The sequence below is a fragment of the Vibrio sp. J2-4 genome (genome assembly GCF_021728155.1).
Classification (GTDB): domain Bacteria; phylum Pseudomonadota; class Gammaproteobacteria; order Enterobacterales; family Vibrionaceae; genus Vibrio; species Vibrio diabolicus.
This window is the reverse complement of sequence record NZ_JAKKCN010000004.1, coordinates 123,024-139,310: the sequence shown is the minus strand read 5'-3', so window position 1 is coordinate 139,310 and position 16,287 is coordinate 123,024. Positions and strand designations below refer to the sequence as shown.

The window sequence follows — 16,287 nt, the reverse complement described above, 5'->3', positions numbered from 1 at the left end:
CAAAAAGTAGGGTTTTCTTTATCATTTCCCTCCAATAAATAGAACTAAATTCATTATTTGTTAGCCATGCTCTTATAAGCGGAATAATAACGATCCAAAGGGAGCAAATGGGAGAATGTTTGGATGAGCAACGCGCCTTTAAATAACGGTCGCAGGCGTTTTCTAACCGCTACAACGGCAGTTGTTGGTGGGTTAGGGGCAGTCGCCGTCGCCGTGCCTTTTATCAAATCATGGAATCCGAGTGCCAAAGCCAAAGCGGCAGGTGCACCGGTGGAAGTGGATATAAGTAAAATTGAACCAGGTCAGCTGGTTCGTGTCGAGTGGCAGGGGAAACCTGTATGGATTGTTCGCCGCACTCAAAGCGTTCTAGATAACTTAAAAACGATCGGCGATAAGCTTCGTGATCCGCAATCTGAAATGGAACAGCAGCCTGAGTACGCTCAGAATGAGTTTCGTTCGATTAAGGAAGAGTTTTTTGTCGCTGTTGGTTTCTGTACTCACCTAGGTTGTTCACCAACCTATCTACCAGACTCTTTCTCAGAGCAGGTCCAGGGCGTAAGATCTGGCTTCTTCTGTCCTTGTCATGGTTCTAAGTTCGATATGGCTGGTCGAGTGTTCCAAGGGGTACCTGCTCCATTGAACCTTGTCGTTCCTAAGCACATGTATTTGAGCGACACCAAGCTCATTGTGGGTGTTGATGAGGGGGATGCATAATGCAAGCAATGTTAGACTGGGTTGAAAAGCGTATTCCTGCAATGAATGCTTATAAAAAGCATTTGTCTGAATACCCAATGCCTAAGAACTTCAACTTTTGGTACCTTTTCGGTTCTCTGGCGATGCTGGTTCTGGTTAACCAAATCCTAACGGGTATTTGGCTAACGATGAACTACGTTCCTTCTGGTGACGGTGCGTTTGCTTCTATCGAGTACATCATGCGTGATGTAGAGTACGGTTGGCTTCTACGTTACATGCACTCAACTGGCGCATCTGCGTTTTTCGTTGTTGTGTACTTGCACATGTTCCGTGGCCTGATCTACGGCTCATACCAAAAACCTCGTGAACTACTGTGGATCTTCGGTATGTTGATCTTCCTCGTTCTAATGGCTGAAGCATTCATGGGTTACCTACTGCCATGGGGTCAGATGTCATACTGGGGTGCGCAGGTAATCATTTCTTTGTTTGGTGCGATTCCTGTTATCGGTGATGACCTAACGCTTTGGATCCGTGGTGACTACATCATCTCTGGTGCAACGTTAAACCGTTTCTTCGCACTACACGTTATTGCACTGCCTATCGTTCTGCTTCTTCTTGTGGTTCTGCACGTATTGGCGCTGCACGAAGTCGGATCAAACAACCCTGATGGTATCGAAACTAAGCTACCAAAAGGTTCAATGGGCGATGATTACAAGACACAGTTCAAGTTCCACGATTACTACACGAAGAAATACGACATTATCGACTCTATTCCTTTCCACCCATACGGTACGGTTAAGGACTTAGTTGGTGTGGCTGGTTTCTTGTTCTTCTTCTGTTACGTGCTGTTCTTTAACCCAGAAATGGGAGGATACTTCCTTGAACCGCCTAACTTTGAAGCGGCCAACCCACTGAAGACACCAGAGCACATTGCTCCGGTATGGTACTTCACGCCGTTTTACGCAATCTTACGTGCGGTTCCAGACAAACTATTAGGTGTTATCCTAATGGGTGCGTCAATAGCAGTGCTGTTTGTTCTACCTTGGTTGGATCGTTGTAAAGTTCGTTCATACCGTTACCGTAGCAAACTTCATCTGTTGAATATTGTACAGTTCACTATCGCCTTTATCGCTCTGGGTATTTTAGGTGCGTTACCTGCAACACCAACGTACACACTACTATCTCAGATCTTTAGCTTGTGTTACTTCATGTTCTTTGTGTTGCTGTTCTTCTACAGCAAAAATGAAGCAACCAAACCATTACCAGAGAGGGTGACATTCAAATGAAGAAGTGGATTGTAATTCTATTTGCTATGTTGCCATCACTAGCGATGGCAGCGGGGGCTAACGTTCCGCTTGATAAAGCGAATGTTGACCTAACGGATAAAGCTTCGCTACAAAACGGTGCGAAGTTGTTCATGAACTACTGTTTTGCTTGTCACTCAACGCAGTATCAGCGTTATGAGCGTGTAGCAACAGACTTGGAAATTCCAACAGACTTAATGAAAGAAAACCTGATTTTCAATCCTGAAGCGAAAATCGGTGATCTAATGGTCAACGCAATGCCACCGAAGCAAGCGGCAAACTGGTTTGGTGCTCCACCACCAGATCTTACGTTGGTTGCACGAGTTCGTGGTGCTGATTGGTTATACACTTACTTACGCTCTTTCTATGTTGATCCATCTCGTCCATTCGGCGTGAACAACATTGTCTTCCCGAGTGTTGGTATGCCACATGTGCTCGAAGAGTTACAAGGTATCCCGACGCCGATTTACGATACGAAAATCGTAGATGGCGAAGAAGTACAAGTTGTTGTTGGTACTGAAACAGACGGTACGGGTGAGCTGAGCGAAGGCGAATACGACAAAGCGGTTGGCGACCTAGTGAACTTCTTGGTTTATTCAGGTGACCCAGTGCAGCTTGAGCGTCATGCTTTAGGTTGGTGGGTAATGGGCTTCTTAGTGCTTCTAACTATCGTTGTCGTGATGCTCAAGAAAGAGTATTGGCGCGATGTGCATTAATTGTGCTAAAATACCGTGCTAATTCCCAATTTTAATTGATGTACAATGGAGGCTTAGCCTCCATTGTTTTTATTTGTAAGTGTACTGGAGGGCTCCATGGCTGTAGCTGCCAATAAACGTTCTGTGATGACTCTTTTCTCAAGTGCATCAGATTTGTATAGCCATCAGGTTCGCATTGTACTAGCTGAAAAAGGCGTAAGTGTTGAAGTTGAGCTTGTTGACGAAGCAAACCTTCCTGCTGAGCTTGTTGAGCTAAACCCATATAAATCAGTGCCAACTCTTGTTGACCGTGAGCTAGCTCTTTACGATTCAAAAATCATCATGGAGTACTTGGACGAGCGTTTCCCTCATCCACCTCTAATGCCGGTTTACCCTGTTGCTCGTGGCAACAGCCGCTTGATGATGTACCGTATCGAACGCAACTGGTATTCACTCGCTGAAAAAGTGATGAAAGGTAATGCAGAAGAATCAGAAAAAGCACGCACAAAGCTGCGTAATGATCTTCTGACGTTAGCGCCAATTTTTGCTGAATATGAGTACTTCATGAGCGAAGAATTCAGCTTGATCGACTGTTACCTAGCTCCATTATTGTGGCGTTTGCCTCAACTTGGTATCGATCTGGTTGGCCCTGGTTCAAAAGAAATCAAGGTGTACATGAACCGCGTATTTGAACGTGATTCGTTCCTTGCTTCTTTAACTGAAGCTGAACGTGAAATGCGCCTAGTTCGCTAAGCGATTTAGAACACGTTATGGATATTGCAAAAATGACTGCTCGCCGTCCGTATATGCTTCGTGCATTTTACGATTGGCTAGTAGACAATGACTTGACTCCTCACTTGGTGGTGGATGCAACGATGCCGGGCGTACGTGTACCGGTTGAGTTTATTCAAGATGGTCAAATTATTTTGAATATTGCGCCACGTGCGGTGGGTAATCTTGAGTTAGGTAATGATGCGATTACCTTCCATGCTCGCTTTAGCGGTCGTCCACACTCAGTAATTGTGCCTGTGTATGCTGTCCAAGCTATTTATGCGCGTGAGAATGGTGCTGGTACTATGTTTGAACCAGAAGAAGCGTACACTCACATCGAAGAAGAAGCGATGACCGAGGAAGAATCATCCCCATCGTTTACAACGGTTAGCGATGAGCCTTCTGAGTTAGCCTCTGATTCGGATGCCGAAGAGGACGATGCTCCTCGACCAAAAGGCAAACCAAGCTTAAGAGTGATTAAATAATAAAAAAGCAGCGTAACGCTGCTTTTTTTCTTTTTAGTGTCTTGACGTGTTTTCAAGTGATGTTTCGCAATTACTCAATCGTAAATGCTTCGACGTTGGCTTCATTTTCCGCGTTTGTCTCACTTTCTATTGTTTGTACACCGTCACTCGGTAAGTCCACTTCAACAGGTTCCATTTCGCCATATTGGAACCCTTTAATGACTTGTTTTACGCCAGAGATATTACGCGCAATTTCTGTCGCTCGCTCGCCTTGCTCTGGTGTGACATAACCAAACAGAAAAACATCGCCGTCTTCGGTGATCACTTTAACCTTAACGCCATTGAGTTCAGAGTCGGTAAGCAAGGCTGATTTTACTTTGGTTGTGATCCAGCTGTCGTTGCTAATTTGAGTGACAGTGAGTGGCTCTTTTTGTTTGATTTGATTGTGTATGACTTTCACACCACTAACTTCTCGAGCTCTTCGCTCTAAAGCATGGATAAGGTCTTGCGTTGGAGCCTGACCCATAAGAACAACCGTACCGTTATAGGAGCTGGCAACCACACGAACTTCACCTTTAAACGGCGCCTTGTTACCGATCGCCGCAACTTCGAATTCGATGTTGTTGTCCTGCCAAATTTGTTTTGTACTGCGTGTGTCCGTGACAATATTTGCTGTGGTTGCAGCGCCAGCGATAAACAAGCCAGCGCAACCACTTAAACTCAATGCTGTTAATAAGATAACGAGGCTACGTATCATAATTCTGACCCTCAGTCTTGGTTACTCTTCATGAGCAGGGAAAAGCACCTGGTCAATAAGATCACAAAGACAATGGAGTGTCACCATATGTACTTCGTGAATACGTGCAGTGCGGTGTGATGGAATGCGAATTTCGACGTCGTTCTCACCAAGCAGTCCTGCCATCTCACCGCCATCTTTGCCTGTTAGCGCGATAATCGTCATGTCTCGAGTTACGGCCGCTTCCATCGCTTTGATAATATTTTTGCTGTTACCGCTAGTCGACATGGCAAGCAGAATGTCGCCTGGCTGGCCAAACGCTCGTACCTGTTTTGAGAAAATTTCCTGGTAGTGGTAGTCGTTTGCAACAGCGGTCAGGGTTGTGTTATCGGCTGTTAAGGCCATTGCAGGTAGGCTAGGGCGCTCAGTTTCAAAACGGTTTAAAAGACAAGAAACAAATTGTTGAGCGTTTGAAGCACTGCCGCCATTACCACAACATAAAATTTTGTTGCCATTGAGCAAGCTTGAGACCATCGCTTGGGCCGCGTGAGTAATGGCATCGGGCAGCGCCTCTGCTGCTGCGATTTGAATTTGAATACTTTCTGTAAAGCTGTCTTTAATGCTGTCTAGCATCGCTTATCCTTCAGAGATTGCGTTTTCTATCCAGTTGATATCTCGCCCATTGTCATGAATAGCGATGACATCAAACCGATAATCGATATTGTGTTTTAAGCGCTTTTGTTGGCTAAGCCAAACTTGTGCAGTTTTGATTAGCTTGCGCATTTTTGCGTGCGTTACCATTTCTGCTGCTGAGCCAAAGTGATCGTTCTTACGATATTTGACTTCAACAAACACGATAGTTTCACCTTGTTGGAAGATTAAATCAATCTCACCGACCTTGGTCAGGAAATTTTGTTCAATAAAGCGCAAGCCCTGGCGTTGCAAATAGTGCTTCGCCAGAGCTTCATATTGATTTCCGATTTGGCGCTTACTAAAGAGCCCCACGCTCAGCCCAGCTCAATTCACGCTGTACAACACAGTTGTTGTCGATACTTAAAATACCGGTTTGGCCACTGACTGAGTAACCAGGAACGACCTTCATTTGTGGAAGTTCACCGATCAATTTATATGCATCCATACCGAGTGCTTTCAAACGTTTTTCCATGTTAGATTGCTCTGACCAAAGCTCGTTCATTTCAGCGGTTACGCTAGGATCTGGGTCAATCAGCAATGGAATGTCGCTGTAGATGATGCCTGTTAGATCTTCGTATGTCGCGCCGCCACTGTTGCTACGCGAACTAGAGAAGATTTGTGGTGCTTTCGCATCAGGGTTAATCGCTACTTCGATAAACGGCTTGATCAAAGTCAGCTCAGTGCTTCTAGCTACGATATAAACCGCATCAACATCACGACGGCTACGTGGCTGTGTTTCAAGCTTAATTCGCATTAATGATTGCATCTGGGCGATACGCTGCTTGCTCTCTTGCAGGCCAAATACTTCATTGATGTCTTTTTGAAGTTGGCGCTTGTCACCAAAGTAACTTGCTGCGACTTTGTTAGAGCTGTACTTTCGCCATTCTTTGTTGAAAGCCTCAGTTACACGCTCTCCAAAGCTGCCTTTTGGTGCAAGAATAAGAGGGAAGTTGTAGCCTTCGCTGAACAAGTGTTTTGCAGCTTGTGCGGCTTCTTGTTCCGGTGATAATGCCAAGTAACAAATATTGCTATCTGGTTGCACATCCTCGGGGATATTTAGCGCAAGGGCTGGAATGGTAGGGCCATTTGCTGAGCCATCCATGGTTGTGTGCAACAACTCCACGTTCTCTTTTTCTAGAGGGCCAACAACAAAATCGATGTTTTCATTGATCAAGCGTTGTTTAATTTGGTCAGCGTTATACGCATTGGTGTCAATCACCGTAAGTGTTGCACTAGGATCTCGATTGCGATCATTCATCATCGCAAACACAAAACCATCACGAATTAATTGCGCTTGTGGCGAGAACTTACCCGTCAGCGGCAGCAATAAAGCAGTATTGTTTGGCTTCACGATATCAAGAGAGAGAATGTTTTGAATCTCTTCTGGTGTATAGATAGCAGCAGGGTGCGAAGGGTTTTCGCTTAACCAGCGCTCTAGCGTATTTTTAAGTTGGGACAGGTTGCCCGATAGCGTTTTTGCATAAACAGCCAGCTGAAGCCAGCCGTCTAGAACATCCTCATTCGGCTCTGTTTCTAATGAGGTGAGTTCATATTCTGAGTAGCTGCCAAAGTTCATCCAAATACGGCTAGAGATTTCCCTCTGCTCTGCTGACGAGGCGTATTGACCAAATGCAACCAGCTGGCGGTTTGCTTCAAACGCTTGGTTAAGGCCTTGATAAGCGTCGGCACGCATCAAGTAATAGTCTTTCCATTGCTCGTTTGGCAATTTCCACCAAGGTTTAAAGTTTAACAATTGTAGCAACTGCGAGTAATTACCTTGCTTTTGCTGTATGGTCGCACGCGCCAGTTGCCACTCCGCTTGCTGAACTTCGGTCAACTGTTGTCGAGCCAGACGTTTGATCAACAGTTCTGCTTGATCAAACTGGTTCGCTTGAATAGCGGCTTTGGTTGCCATGATCAACCAGTCATTTTGTAAACTGCCTTCCGTGCTATCAGCTTGGATCATATAGTTCTGAACAGACTGAGTAGGCTCAAGTGTTACATCAACGCCATCAGGCTGTCTTGGACCTGAAGAACAGGCGGCGAGCGTAATTGCTAGTGCAACAGGAGTAAGTATGCGTGGTACACTGAGTCTCTTATGGTTAATCATTGCCGTGAGTTCTCTATAATTTTGTACAAAATTGTCTCTATATTAATCGTTGAAGTGATGGTAAACAAATGACAGATAAAAATAAGTTGCCGAATGAGGGGCCAACTCTCTATATCGTACCGACTCCAATCGGAAATTTAGCGGATATCACCCAACGTGCTATCGAAATTCTGTCGACGGTGGACATCATTGCTGCTGAGGATACTCGACATACGGGTAAATTACTGTCTCACTTCAATATTCAAACCAAAACTTTTGCTCTGCATGATCACAATGAACAGCAAAAAGCACAGGTTTTGGTAGAAAAGCTGCTTTCCGGTCAGTCTATCGCGTTAGTTTCTGACGCTGGTACGCCACTTATCAGCGACCCAGGATACCATTTGGTGACAAAATGTCGTCAAGCGGGCGTTAGAGTTGTGCCGCTTCCTGGTGCTTGCGCGGTCATTACGGCGTTAAGTGCATCAGGCTTGCCATCCGATCGCTTTAGCTTCGAAGGCTTTTTACCACCGAAAAGCAAAGGCCGTAAGGATAAATTCCTAGAGATTGCTTCGGTAGAGCGTACGTGTATTTTTTACGAGTCACCGCACCGTATTTTGGACTCTCTACAAGACATGTTAGACGTTCTTGGCCCAGATAGAGAAGTCGTGTTGGCGAGAGAACTAACGAAAACCTTTGAAACCATTCAAGGTATGCCATTAGGTGAGTTAATTGAGTGGGTGAAAAGTGACGATAACCAACAGCGTGGCGAAATGGTATTATTGGTACATGGTCATCGCGAAACCGCGGACGATTCATTGCCAGATGATGCCTTGCGTACATTAGGGATTTTAACCAAAGAGCTGCCTTTGAAAAAAGCAGCGGCTTTGGTGGCAGAAATTCATAACTTGAAGAAGAATGCGTTGTATAAGTGGGGCTTAGAAAACTTAGACTAAGCACTGCTAACGAGACACATGGTAAAGCGGGTCGATGTGAAAATATCGGCCTTTTTTAGGCTCAATGTTTGATGGTTAGGTTAAAAAAACATCACTCAATGCATTCATTTCATCATATCTGTGATCTCACTAGACTCTGAGTAGATAACTCTATACAATCCGCCCTCGGAGTTGACTGGGTAGTCGCTGCTTTACTGATGTCCTTCGGGAGACTGACGTTGAAGTCCTTTGGGAGACTGACGTTGACGTCCTTCGGGAGACTGGTAAAGGGGAGGAAAGTCCGGGCTCCATAGAGCAGGGTGCCAGGTAACGCCTGGGAGGCGCAAGCCTACGACAAGTGCAGCAGAGAGAAGACCGCCGATGGCCCTAGGGCACAGGTAAGGGTGAAAGGGTGCGGTAAGAGCGCACCGGACGACTAGCAATAGTTCGTTGCAGGGTAAACTCCACCCGGAGCAAGACCAAATAGGCCTCCACATTGCGTTGCTCGCGTAAGGAGGCGGGTAGGTTGCTTGAGCCAGTGAGCGATTGCTGGCCTAGACGAATGGCTACCGCCGCGCAAGCGGAACAGAACCCGGCTTATGTGTCGACTCCAACTATTCGAGACCCATCACTACTTTTTGTAGTGATGGGTTTTTTGCATTTTATTGACGCAAACCCTGTCATTACCAATAAACTTGGCGTTAAATCACGTCTGACTTTAGACTTGAGGTGGCGATGATGTGGGAAATCAGTACACTATGGTAGGTTGATCTTTTGCTATAAATATTCAGCATGAGAGAGCAACGTATCTTAAAATCGCTTCAAGATCATTCAACGAGAAAGCTATGACCGAAACCTTCCAACATATTTCCGTGTTATTAAATGAATCCATTGATGGCTTAGCTATCAAACCAGACGGTATCTATATCGATGGAACATTTGGCCGTGGCGGTCACAGCCGGACTATTCTATCTAAACTCGGCGAAAACGGTCGACTGTACAGTATCGATCGTGACCCTCAAGCGATAGCTGAAGCAGGCAAAATCAATGATCCTCGCTTCACCATCATTCATGGTCCATTTTCTGGTATTGCTGAGTATGCTGAAGAGTATGACTTGGTTGGCAAAGTTGATGGCGTTCTACTGGATTTAGGTGTTTCTTCTCCGCAGTTAGACGACGCAGAGCGTGGCTTTAGCTTTATGAAAGACGGCCCGCTAGATATGCGTATGGACCCAACATCAGGTATTCCCGTATCTCAATGGCTAATGGAAGCTGACTTAGATGATATTACTTGGGTGATTCGTGAGTTTGGTGAAGACAAACACGCGCGCCGTATTGCCAAAGCGATTGTTGCCTACCGTGAAGACGAAGAAAATGAACCACTGGTACGTACTGGCCAGCTCGCGAAGCTGATCTCAGATGCTGCACCCAAAAGCTTTAAAGAGAAAAAACACCCTGCGACTCGTGCGTTCCAGGCATTTCGTATTTACATCAACAGTGAGTTAGAAGAAATTGATACGGCACTAAAAGGTGCGGCAAGCATTCTGGCTCCTGAAGGTCGTTTATCTGTCATCAGTTTCCACTCTCTGGAAGACCGTATGGTCAAACGTTTTATCCGTAAAGAGAGCAAAGGACCTGAAGTGCCACATGGCATTCCAATGACTGAAGAGCAAATTCGTGCTCTTGGTAGTGCGAATATGAAAGCGGTGAGCAAAGCGATTAAGCCAAGCAAACAAGAAATTGAAATGAACCCTCGTTCGCGCAGCTCTGTGCTAAGAATTGCAGAAAAGCTTTAATTATTATGACGAAACCCACTCCTAACCTTGCTAAGTTGATTGCAACGGATCTTATCAGCGTTGGTCGCTGGCCATTACTGTTGTTGCTATTGATCGTGGCATCGGCAATGGGAGTGGTATTTGCTACCCACCATGCGCGTCAAGCGATCACCGAAAAAGATCACACTTTGGTTGAACGAGAGCGTTTAGATAGCGAATGGCGCAACCTGATGTTGGAAGAAACGGCCCTCGCGGAACACAGTCGTGTTCAAGACCTTGCCAAAAAAGAACTTGAAATGAAACGACCTGATGGCGATAAAGAAGTGGTTGTCACGCTCAAATGATTAGAAAGAAAACCAACACGAAACCAAGCAACAAGCGTAAACCTGTCGCGAAAGAAAAAAACGCTTCGGGGGATACGAAAACCGAGAAAAAAGCAGTGAAAGTGGAGGTTGAAGAATCCTTTCTGATTCGTTGGCGCTTCCATCTATTACTGTTTTTTGTCTTTTGTGCATTTGCACTTTTGGTGGCGCGCGTAGCCTATATTCAAATCATTGAACCGGATAACCTGATTAAACAAGGTGACCTACGCTCGGTTCGTGTGAAATCCATCCCTTCTGCACGCGGTATTATTTCGGACCGAAATGGTGAGCCGCTCGCTGTCAGTGTGCCTGTTGAGGCCGTTTGGGCGGATCCCGCGACGATATTTAAAGAAAACGCCTTAAGCCAGACCAAGAGCTGGTATGCATTAGCGGATGTTCTTGGTGTTGACCGACAAGGGTTGATAGACAAGATCAAGCACAATGAAAAGCGCCGCTTTATTTACTTGCAGCGCCAAGTGAGTCCAGCCATGGCGAACTATATTCGTGAGCTAAAGCTGCCTGGTGTGGGTCTTAAGTCAGAATCTCGTCGTTACTATCCTGCCGGTGAGGTTAGTGCTCACTTAGTTGGGGTGACGGGGATTGATGGGCATGGTCTAGAGGGTGTTGAGCGTAGCTACGATGAGTGGCTTACTGGCGCCGCAGGTAAGAAAACCATTCGTAAAGACCGTTATGGTCGCGTCGTAGAAAACATTGCGTGGCAAGACAAGCAAGAAGGTAAGTCACTCCAGTTGACAATCGACCAGCGCCTACAGGCGATTGCTTATCGTGCGATTAAACAAGCCGTTGCGGACCATCGCGCTACGTCAGGCTCCGTTGTTATGTTGGACGTGAAAACCGGCGCCGTATTGGCCATGGTGAATGCGCCTTCCTACAACCCTAACAATCGTAGCGACTGGCAAAGCTATAAAATGCGTAACCGAGTGATCACGGACTCGATGGAGCCAGGCTCCACCATTAAGCCTTTCGTTATTTTAGCCGCCTTAGAAAATGGGGTAGCCGATAAAGATACCATCGTAGATACCGGTAATGGTGTACTTCGTTTAGGTGGTAGCCGAGTAAGAGATGTATCCCGCGTGGGTAAAGCGAGCTTGACCACGATCCTCAAAAAATCGAGTAACATCGGTGTGACGAAGCTGGCAATGCAAATGCCAGTAGAGGCGCTGCTCGGTCTGTACAGCTCTGTGGGCTTTGGTGAGCTTTCTGGTCTGAACCTCGTTGGGGAAGTGACTGGTATCTTCCCGACACGAACACGATGGTCTCCTATTGAACGTGCCACGATTGCGTTTGGTTATGGTCTATCGATAACGCCAATCCAGTTAGCGCATGCCTATGCGACGCTTGGAAATCTCGGCAAATACGAGCCAATCCATATTATCGAAAGCAATGATCATGACATGTCGCGCCAAGTAGTGAGTGCAAAGTACGCACGCCAGGTCTTGGACATGCTGGAAACCGTAACCCAAAAAGGAGGCTCGGCTCGTAGAGCGGCAGTTCCTGGTTATCGAGTGGGAGCCAAAACGGGTACCTCACGTAAAGCGTCTGCAGGTGGATACAGCGATGAGTACATCACTTATACGGCAGGGCTTGCTCCGGTTAGCGATCCGCGAATTGCATTGGTTGTGATCGTAAATGAGCCTCAAGGTGATGACTATTATGGTGGTTCGGTAGCGTCTCCCGTCTTCTCTGAAATAATGAAAGGCGCGCTACAAATACTCAATGTTGCACCAGACGAAAACAAATTCCAGCAGTAAGCCGAGTGGCTTACTGAGCAAACAAAATTAAGAAAACCTGAGCCAAAGCTCGGAGAACAAATATGACTAAAGCCATCAGTATGGACGTGCTGCTTTCCCCTTGGGTGGATTGCCCTAGCTTATCGTCCGTTCTTGTTTCTGAATTGGAGCTCGACAGCCGAAGAGTTCAACCTGGAACCACGTTTGTCGCGGTGATTGGCCATGTTGTGGATGGGCGTAACTTCATTGCTTCTGCCATTGAGCAAGGCGCCAATGCGGTTCTAGCGCAAGCCTGTGATGTAAAAGCACACGGCACGGTGGAAATCATCGATGACGTTCCCGTTATTTACCTCGATACGTTGGATCAACGATTATCTGCAATTGCTGGAAAGCTCTATGCTTACCCAGATATGGATTTGATTGGTGTCACCGGCACCAACGGAAAAACCACCATTACTCAGCTAATTGCACAATGGCTAGAGCTACTTGGCCACAAAGCGGCAGTGATGGGCACGACGGGAAATGGTTTTCTCGACAATTTACAGCAAGCCGCGAATACAACAGGGAATGCTGTAGAAATTCAGAAAACGCTCTCTTCTCTCGAAAATCAACAAGCCGCATACACCGCACTAGAAGTCTCTTCTCATGGCTTAACGCAAGGCCGTGTCAAGGCGTTGTCGTTTGCGGCGGGTGTGTTTACTAATCTAAGTCGTGATCACCTAGATTATCATGGCACGATGGAAGAGTACGCCAATGCAAAGCTGGGGTTGTTTACACAACATCAATGTGAACGTGCCATTATCAATATCGATGATGAGGTCGGTCATGCATGGGCGACGCAGTTAAGCAATGCGATTGCGGTGTCACTCAAACCAAACACTGAATTTGAAAGCGCTATTTGGGCGACAGATGTTCGTTACGCGGAGTCGGGGATTACTATCCAATTTGATGGTAAATTTGGCTCAGGTCAATTGCACGCGCCACTGATTGGTGAGTTTAACGCAACCAACATAATGCTCGCTTTTGCGACCTTATTAAGCTTGGGTAAGGATAAACAAGCGTTACTCGAAACCGCAGGTCAGTTACAACCTGTACTCGGCCGAATGGAGTTATTCCAGACAGAGGACCGTGCCAAAGTCGTGGTCGATTATGCCCATACTCCTGATGCACTAGAAAAAGCACTGCAAGCTTTACGAGTTCACTGTGAGGGGCAGCTGTGGGCTATTTTTGGTTGCGGAGGCGATCGCGATGCAGGTAAGCGCCCAATGATGGCGGAAATTGCAGAGCGTCTAGGTGACAGAGTGGTGTTGACTGACGATAACCCACGCAGTGAAGATCCGGTTCAGATTGTAAAAGACATGCTATCCGGGCTGTCAAAACCTGCCGAAGCGATTGTGCAGCATGACCGTTTCAAAGCTCTGTCTTATGCGGTTGAGAATGCTTCGCCAAAAGACATCATCTTGTTAGCGGGTAAGGGCCACGAAGATTATCAAATTCGGAATGGCGAAACGATTCATTACTCCGACCGTGAGTCTGCTATGCAGCTTTTAGGATTGTCCTTATGATCAAAGTAACGTTATCTCAAATTGCCAACATCACTCGCGGTGAGCTATTCGGCGATGATCTACTTATCGACGCGGTTTCTACTGATACACGAGCGATTGACAACGGTGCTTTATTTGTTGCGCTGGTGGGTGAGCGCTTTGATGCGCACAACTTTTGCCAGCAAGCGGTGGATGCAGGCGCTGGTGCTTTACTCGTACAAAAACGTTTAGATGTGAATGTGCCACAAGTCGTGGTGTCGGACACCAAAATGGCACTGGGTGAGTTAGCCTCTTGGGTGCATCAAACTTGCCAAACACCTACCGTTGCCATCACAGGCAGTTGTGGTAAAACGACCGTCAAAGAAATGGTCGCGAGCATTCTGCAATTGAAAGGCAAAGTGCTGTTTACTGCAGGTAACTTCAATAATGATATTGGTGTTCCGTTGACGTTATTGCGCTCACAGCAGGATGACGATTATGCCGTGATTGAGCTTGGTGCTAATCATATCGGTGAAATTGCTTACACAACGCAGTTAGTAAAACCAGATATCGCGTTAGTGAATAATGTAGCCGCCGCGCACCTTGAAGGCTTTGGTTCTATTGATGGCGTGAAACAAGCCAAAGGTGAAATTTACCAAGGTCTTGCTGCAGGTAGTATTGCGATTGTCAATTTAGACAGCAATGGCGAAACAAAGTGGGAAAGCGTGCTGGCGGATAAGGAAGTTATCACCTTCTCACAAAGTAATTCTGCGGCTGATTACTATGCATCAAATATCGTGATGAATGCCGCGGGAGAGGCCAGCTTTAACCTACATATCGCAGCAAGCTCACAAGAAATTGAACTGTCTCTGGGTATTATAGGTCAACACAACGTGGCGAATGCAATCGCAGCTTCTATTATTGCGTTACAAATGGGCGCCACATTAGAAGAGGTTCGCGCTGGCCTTAAACATTTAAACAAAGTGAAAGGTCGCGTCGAGGTTGAAGCGCTGAGCGAAAAAATCAAATTGATTGATGACAGCTACAACGCAAGCGTGCCAGCCATGAAAGCGGCGGTTGACTTATTGGCTGCTTTCCCAGGTCAGCGCTGGCTGATTTTAGGTAATATGGCGGAATTGGGCGAGGAAAGTCTTGCACTTCATCGTCAAGTCGGGGAACATGCTGCCCCACAAAAATTTGAACATGTTCTCACATATGGTGCAGACGCCAAGGTGATCAGTGAGCTTTGCCAAGGCATTCATTTTGAGACGCACCAAGAGATGATTGAATACATCAAGCAGCATCTAGACCAAGCCGTTCCTGAAAACCATACGATTTTGGTGAAAGGAGCGAACGGTGCACGTATGTTTGAAGTCGCTGCTGCTTTGAAGGAGTATTATTAATGATTATTTGGCTTGCCGAGCTGCTACAGCCATACCTGTCTTTTTTCCGATTGTTTGAATACTTGTCTTTTCGAGCAATTCTAAGCGTATTAACCGCTCTGGGTCTGTCATTATGGATGGGACCAATCATGATCAAGCGTTTGCAAATGCTGCAAATTGGTCAGGTAGTACGTAACGAAGGTCCTGAATCTCACTTTAGTAAGCGTGGTACTCCAACTATGGGCGGTATCATGATCTTAGCGGCCATCTCAATCACAATCTTGCTTTGGACTGACTTATCCAACCCATATGTATGGGCGGTATTGACGGTCTTGCTTGGCTACGGTGCAGTCGGATTTGTTGATGATTATCGTAAAGTGGTGCGCAAAAATACCGATGGTTTGATCGCGCGTTGGAAATACTTCTGGCAATCGTTGATCGCGTTTGTCGTGGCTTTTGCATTGTACGCTTACGGTAAAGACACTGCAGCCACTCAGCTCGTGGTGCCATTCTTTAAAGACATCATGCCGCAACTTGGTTTGATGTACATTATCCTGACTTACTTTGTGATTGTCGGTACGAGTAACGCGGTTAACCTGACCGATGGTCTAGACGGTTTGGCAATCATGCCAACGGTTCTTGTTGCTGCAGGCTTCGCGGTTATTGCATGGGCGACGGGTAACGTTAACTTCTCTGAATACCTTCATATTCCATACCTACCACATGCTTCTGAGTTGGTTGTCGTATGTACAGCAATCGTCGGTGCAGGCCTTGGTTTCTTGTGGTTTAACACGTATCCAGCACAAGTGTTCATGGGTGATGTTGGCTCACTAGCGCTTGGCGGTGCATTAGGCACCATTGCTGTTCTCGTTCGCCAAGAGTTGGTGTTGGTGATCATGGGCGGTGTATTTGTGATGGAAACGCTGTCGGTAATTCTACAGGTGGGTTCATACAAACTGCGTGGTCAGCGGATATTCCGTATGGCACCGATTCACCACCACTACGAATTGAAAGGTTGGCCAGAACCGCGCGTAATCGTGCGCTTCTGGATTATTTCTATGGTTCTTGTTCTGATTGGTCTTGCGACATTGAAAGTGCGTTAATCGCACTTTCCAAG

At 46.4% G+C, this 16,287-nt stretch carries 16 protein-coding genes and 1 other RNA gene; 13 read left to right on the top strand and 4 right to left on the bottom strand.

Annotated features, from left to right (window positions below; genetic code table 11):
- Positions 1-123 precede the first annotated feature (123 nt).
- From petA to sspB, 5 genes are all read left to right on the top strand, one after another.
- Positions 124-714: a ubiquinol-cytochrome c reductase iron-sulfur subunit gene (gene petA, locus L3V32_RS15180; RefSeq protein ID WP_005396462.1), complete on the top strand. Its 591-nt coding sequence runs from the start codon at positions 124-126 to the stop codon at positions 712-714.
- Entirely contained in the window at positions 714-1,979 is a 1,266-nt protein-coding gene (locus L3V32_RS15175; protein ID WP_005372880.1) for a cytochrome bc complex cytochrome b subunit, read from the top strand. Before petA ends, L3V32_RS15175 begins: the two co-directional genes overlap by 1 nt.
- A complete protein-coding gene (locus L3V32_RS15170; protein ID WP_005372881.1) occupies positions 1,976-2,713 on the top strand; it encodes a cytochrome c1 in 738 nt (245 codons plus the stop codon). The genes L3V32_RS15175 and L3V32_RS15170 overlap by 4 nt, the downstream gene beginning before the upstream one ends.
- Positions 2,714-2,809: 96 nt before the next feature.
- Complete coding sequence (gene sspA, locus L3V32_RS15165) at positions 2,810-3,445, top strand: stringent starvation protein SspA (protein ID WP_005372897.1); 636 nt, start codon at positions 2,810-2,812, stop codon at positions 3,443-3,445.
- A 17-nt stretch (positions 3,446-3,462) separates the two neighbouring features.
- Positions 3,463-3,948: a ClpXP protease specificity-enhancing factor gene (sspB, locus tag L3V32_RS15160; RefSeq protein ID WP_031780550.1), complete on the top strand. Its 486-nt coding sequence runs from the start codon at positions 3,463-3,465 to the stop codon at positions 3,946-3,948.
- 70 nt (positions 3,949-4,018) lie between these two features.
- Here sspB and L3V32_RS15155 read toward each other — a convergent pair whose 3' ends face one another.
- Genes L3V32_RS15155 through L3V32_RS15140 form a run of 4 tightly spaced genes read right to left on the bottom strand, consistent with a single transcriptional unit; the run spans position 4,019 to position 7,466 of the window.
- The gene (locus L3V32_RS15155; RefSeq protein ID WP_005396458.1) at positions 4,019-4,684 is read right to left on the bottom strand and encodes a BON domain-containing protein; all 666 of its coding nucleotides are present in this window, start codon (positions 4,682-4,684) and stop codon (positions 4,019-4,021) included.
- A 21-nt stretch (positions 4,685-4,705) separates the two neighbouring features.
- On the bottom strand, positions 4,706-5,296 hold the full coding sequence (locus L3V32_RS15150; RefSeq protein WP_005372901.1) for a phosphoheptose isomerase: 591 nt from the start codon (positions 5,294-5,296) through the stop codon (positions 4,706-4,708).
- A 3-nt stretch (positions 5,297-5,299) separates the two neighbouring features.
- Complete coding sequence (locus L3V32_RS15145; protein ID WP_012842156.1) at positions 5,300-5,668, bottom strand: YraN family protein; 369 nt, start codon at positions 5,666-5,668, stop codon at positions 5,300-5,302.
- Entirely contained in the window at positions 5,655-7,466 is a 1,812-nt protein-coding gene (locus L3V32_RS15140) for a penicillin-binding protein activator (protein ID WP_145533433.1), read from the bottom strand. Before L3V32_RS15140 ends, L3V32_RS15145 begins: the two co-directional genes overlap by 14 nt.
- 68 nt (positions 7,467-7,534) lie before the next feature.
- Here L3V32_RS15140 and rsmI point away from each other — a divergent pair, with 68 nt between their 5' ends.
- The 8 genes from rsmI (at position 7,535) to mraY (ending at position 16,273) form a co-directional block, all read left to right on the top strand.
- On the top strand, positions 7,535-8,398 hold the full coding sequence (gene rsmI, locus L3V32_RS15135; RefSeq protein ID WP_005396454.1) for a 16S rRNA (cytidine(1402)-2'-O)-methyltransferase: 864 nt from the start codon (positions 7,535-7,537) through the stop codon (positions 8,396-8,398).
- Positions 8,399-8,565: 167 nt separating this feature from the next.
- An RNA gene (rnpB, locus tag L3V32_RS15130) (RNase P RNA component class A) lies at positions 8,566-8,993 on the top strand.
- Positions 8,994-9,222: 229 nt separating this feature from the next.
- Positions 9,223-10,173 (top strand): 16S rRNA (cytosine(1402)-N(4))-methyltransferase RsmH, encoded by a 951-nt coding sequence (gene rsmH / locus L3V32_RS15125; protein ID WP_006743238.1) that lies wholly within the window; start codon positions 9,223-9,225, stop codon positions 10,171-10,173.
- A gap of 5 nt (positions 10,174-10,178) precedes the next feature.
- Entirely contained in the window at positions 10,179-10,496 is a 318-nt protein-coding gene (gene ftsL, locus L3V32_RS15120) for a cell division protein FtsL (RefSeq protein WP_124008985.1), read from the top strand.
- Positions 10,493-12,286 (top strand): penicillin-binding transpeptidase domain-containing protein, encoded by a 1,794-nt coding sequence (locus L3V32_RS15115; protein WP_134647748.1) that lies wholly within the window; start codon positions 10,493-10,495, stop codon positions 12,284-12,286. The genes ftsL and L3V32_RS15115 overlap by 4 nt, the downstream gene beginning before the upstream one ends.
- A 62-nt stretch (positions 12,287-12,348) precedes the next feature.
- Complete coding sequence (murE, locus tag L3V32_RS15110; protein WP_237284635.1) at positions 12,349-13,830, top strand: UDP-N-acetylmuramoyl-L-alanyl-D-glutamate--2,6-diaminopimelate ligase; 1,482 nt, start codon at positions 12,349-12,351, stop codon at positions 13,828-13,830.
- Entirely contained in the window at positions 13,827-15,191 is a 1,365-nt protein-coding gene (gene murF, locus L3V32_RS15105; protein ID WP_047009074.1) for a UDP-N-acetylmuramoyl-tripeptide--D-alanyl-D-alanine ligase, read from the top strand. The genes murE and murF overlap by 4 nt, the downstream gene beginning before the upstream one ends.
- A complete protein-coding gene (gene mraY / locus L3V32_RS15100) occupies positions 15,191-16,273 on the top strand; it encodes a phospho-N-acetylmuramoyl-pentapeptide-transferase (protein ID WP_005372931.1) in 1,083 nt (360 codons plus the stop codon). The genes murF and mraY overlap by 1 nt, the downstream gene beginning before the upstream one ends.
- The last annotated feature ends 14 nt before the right edge of the window (positions 16,274-16,287 follow it).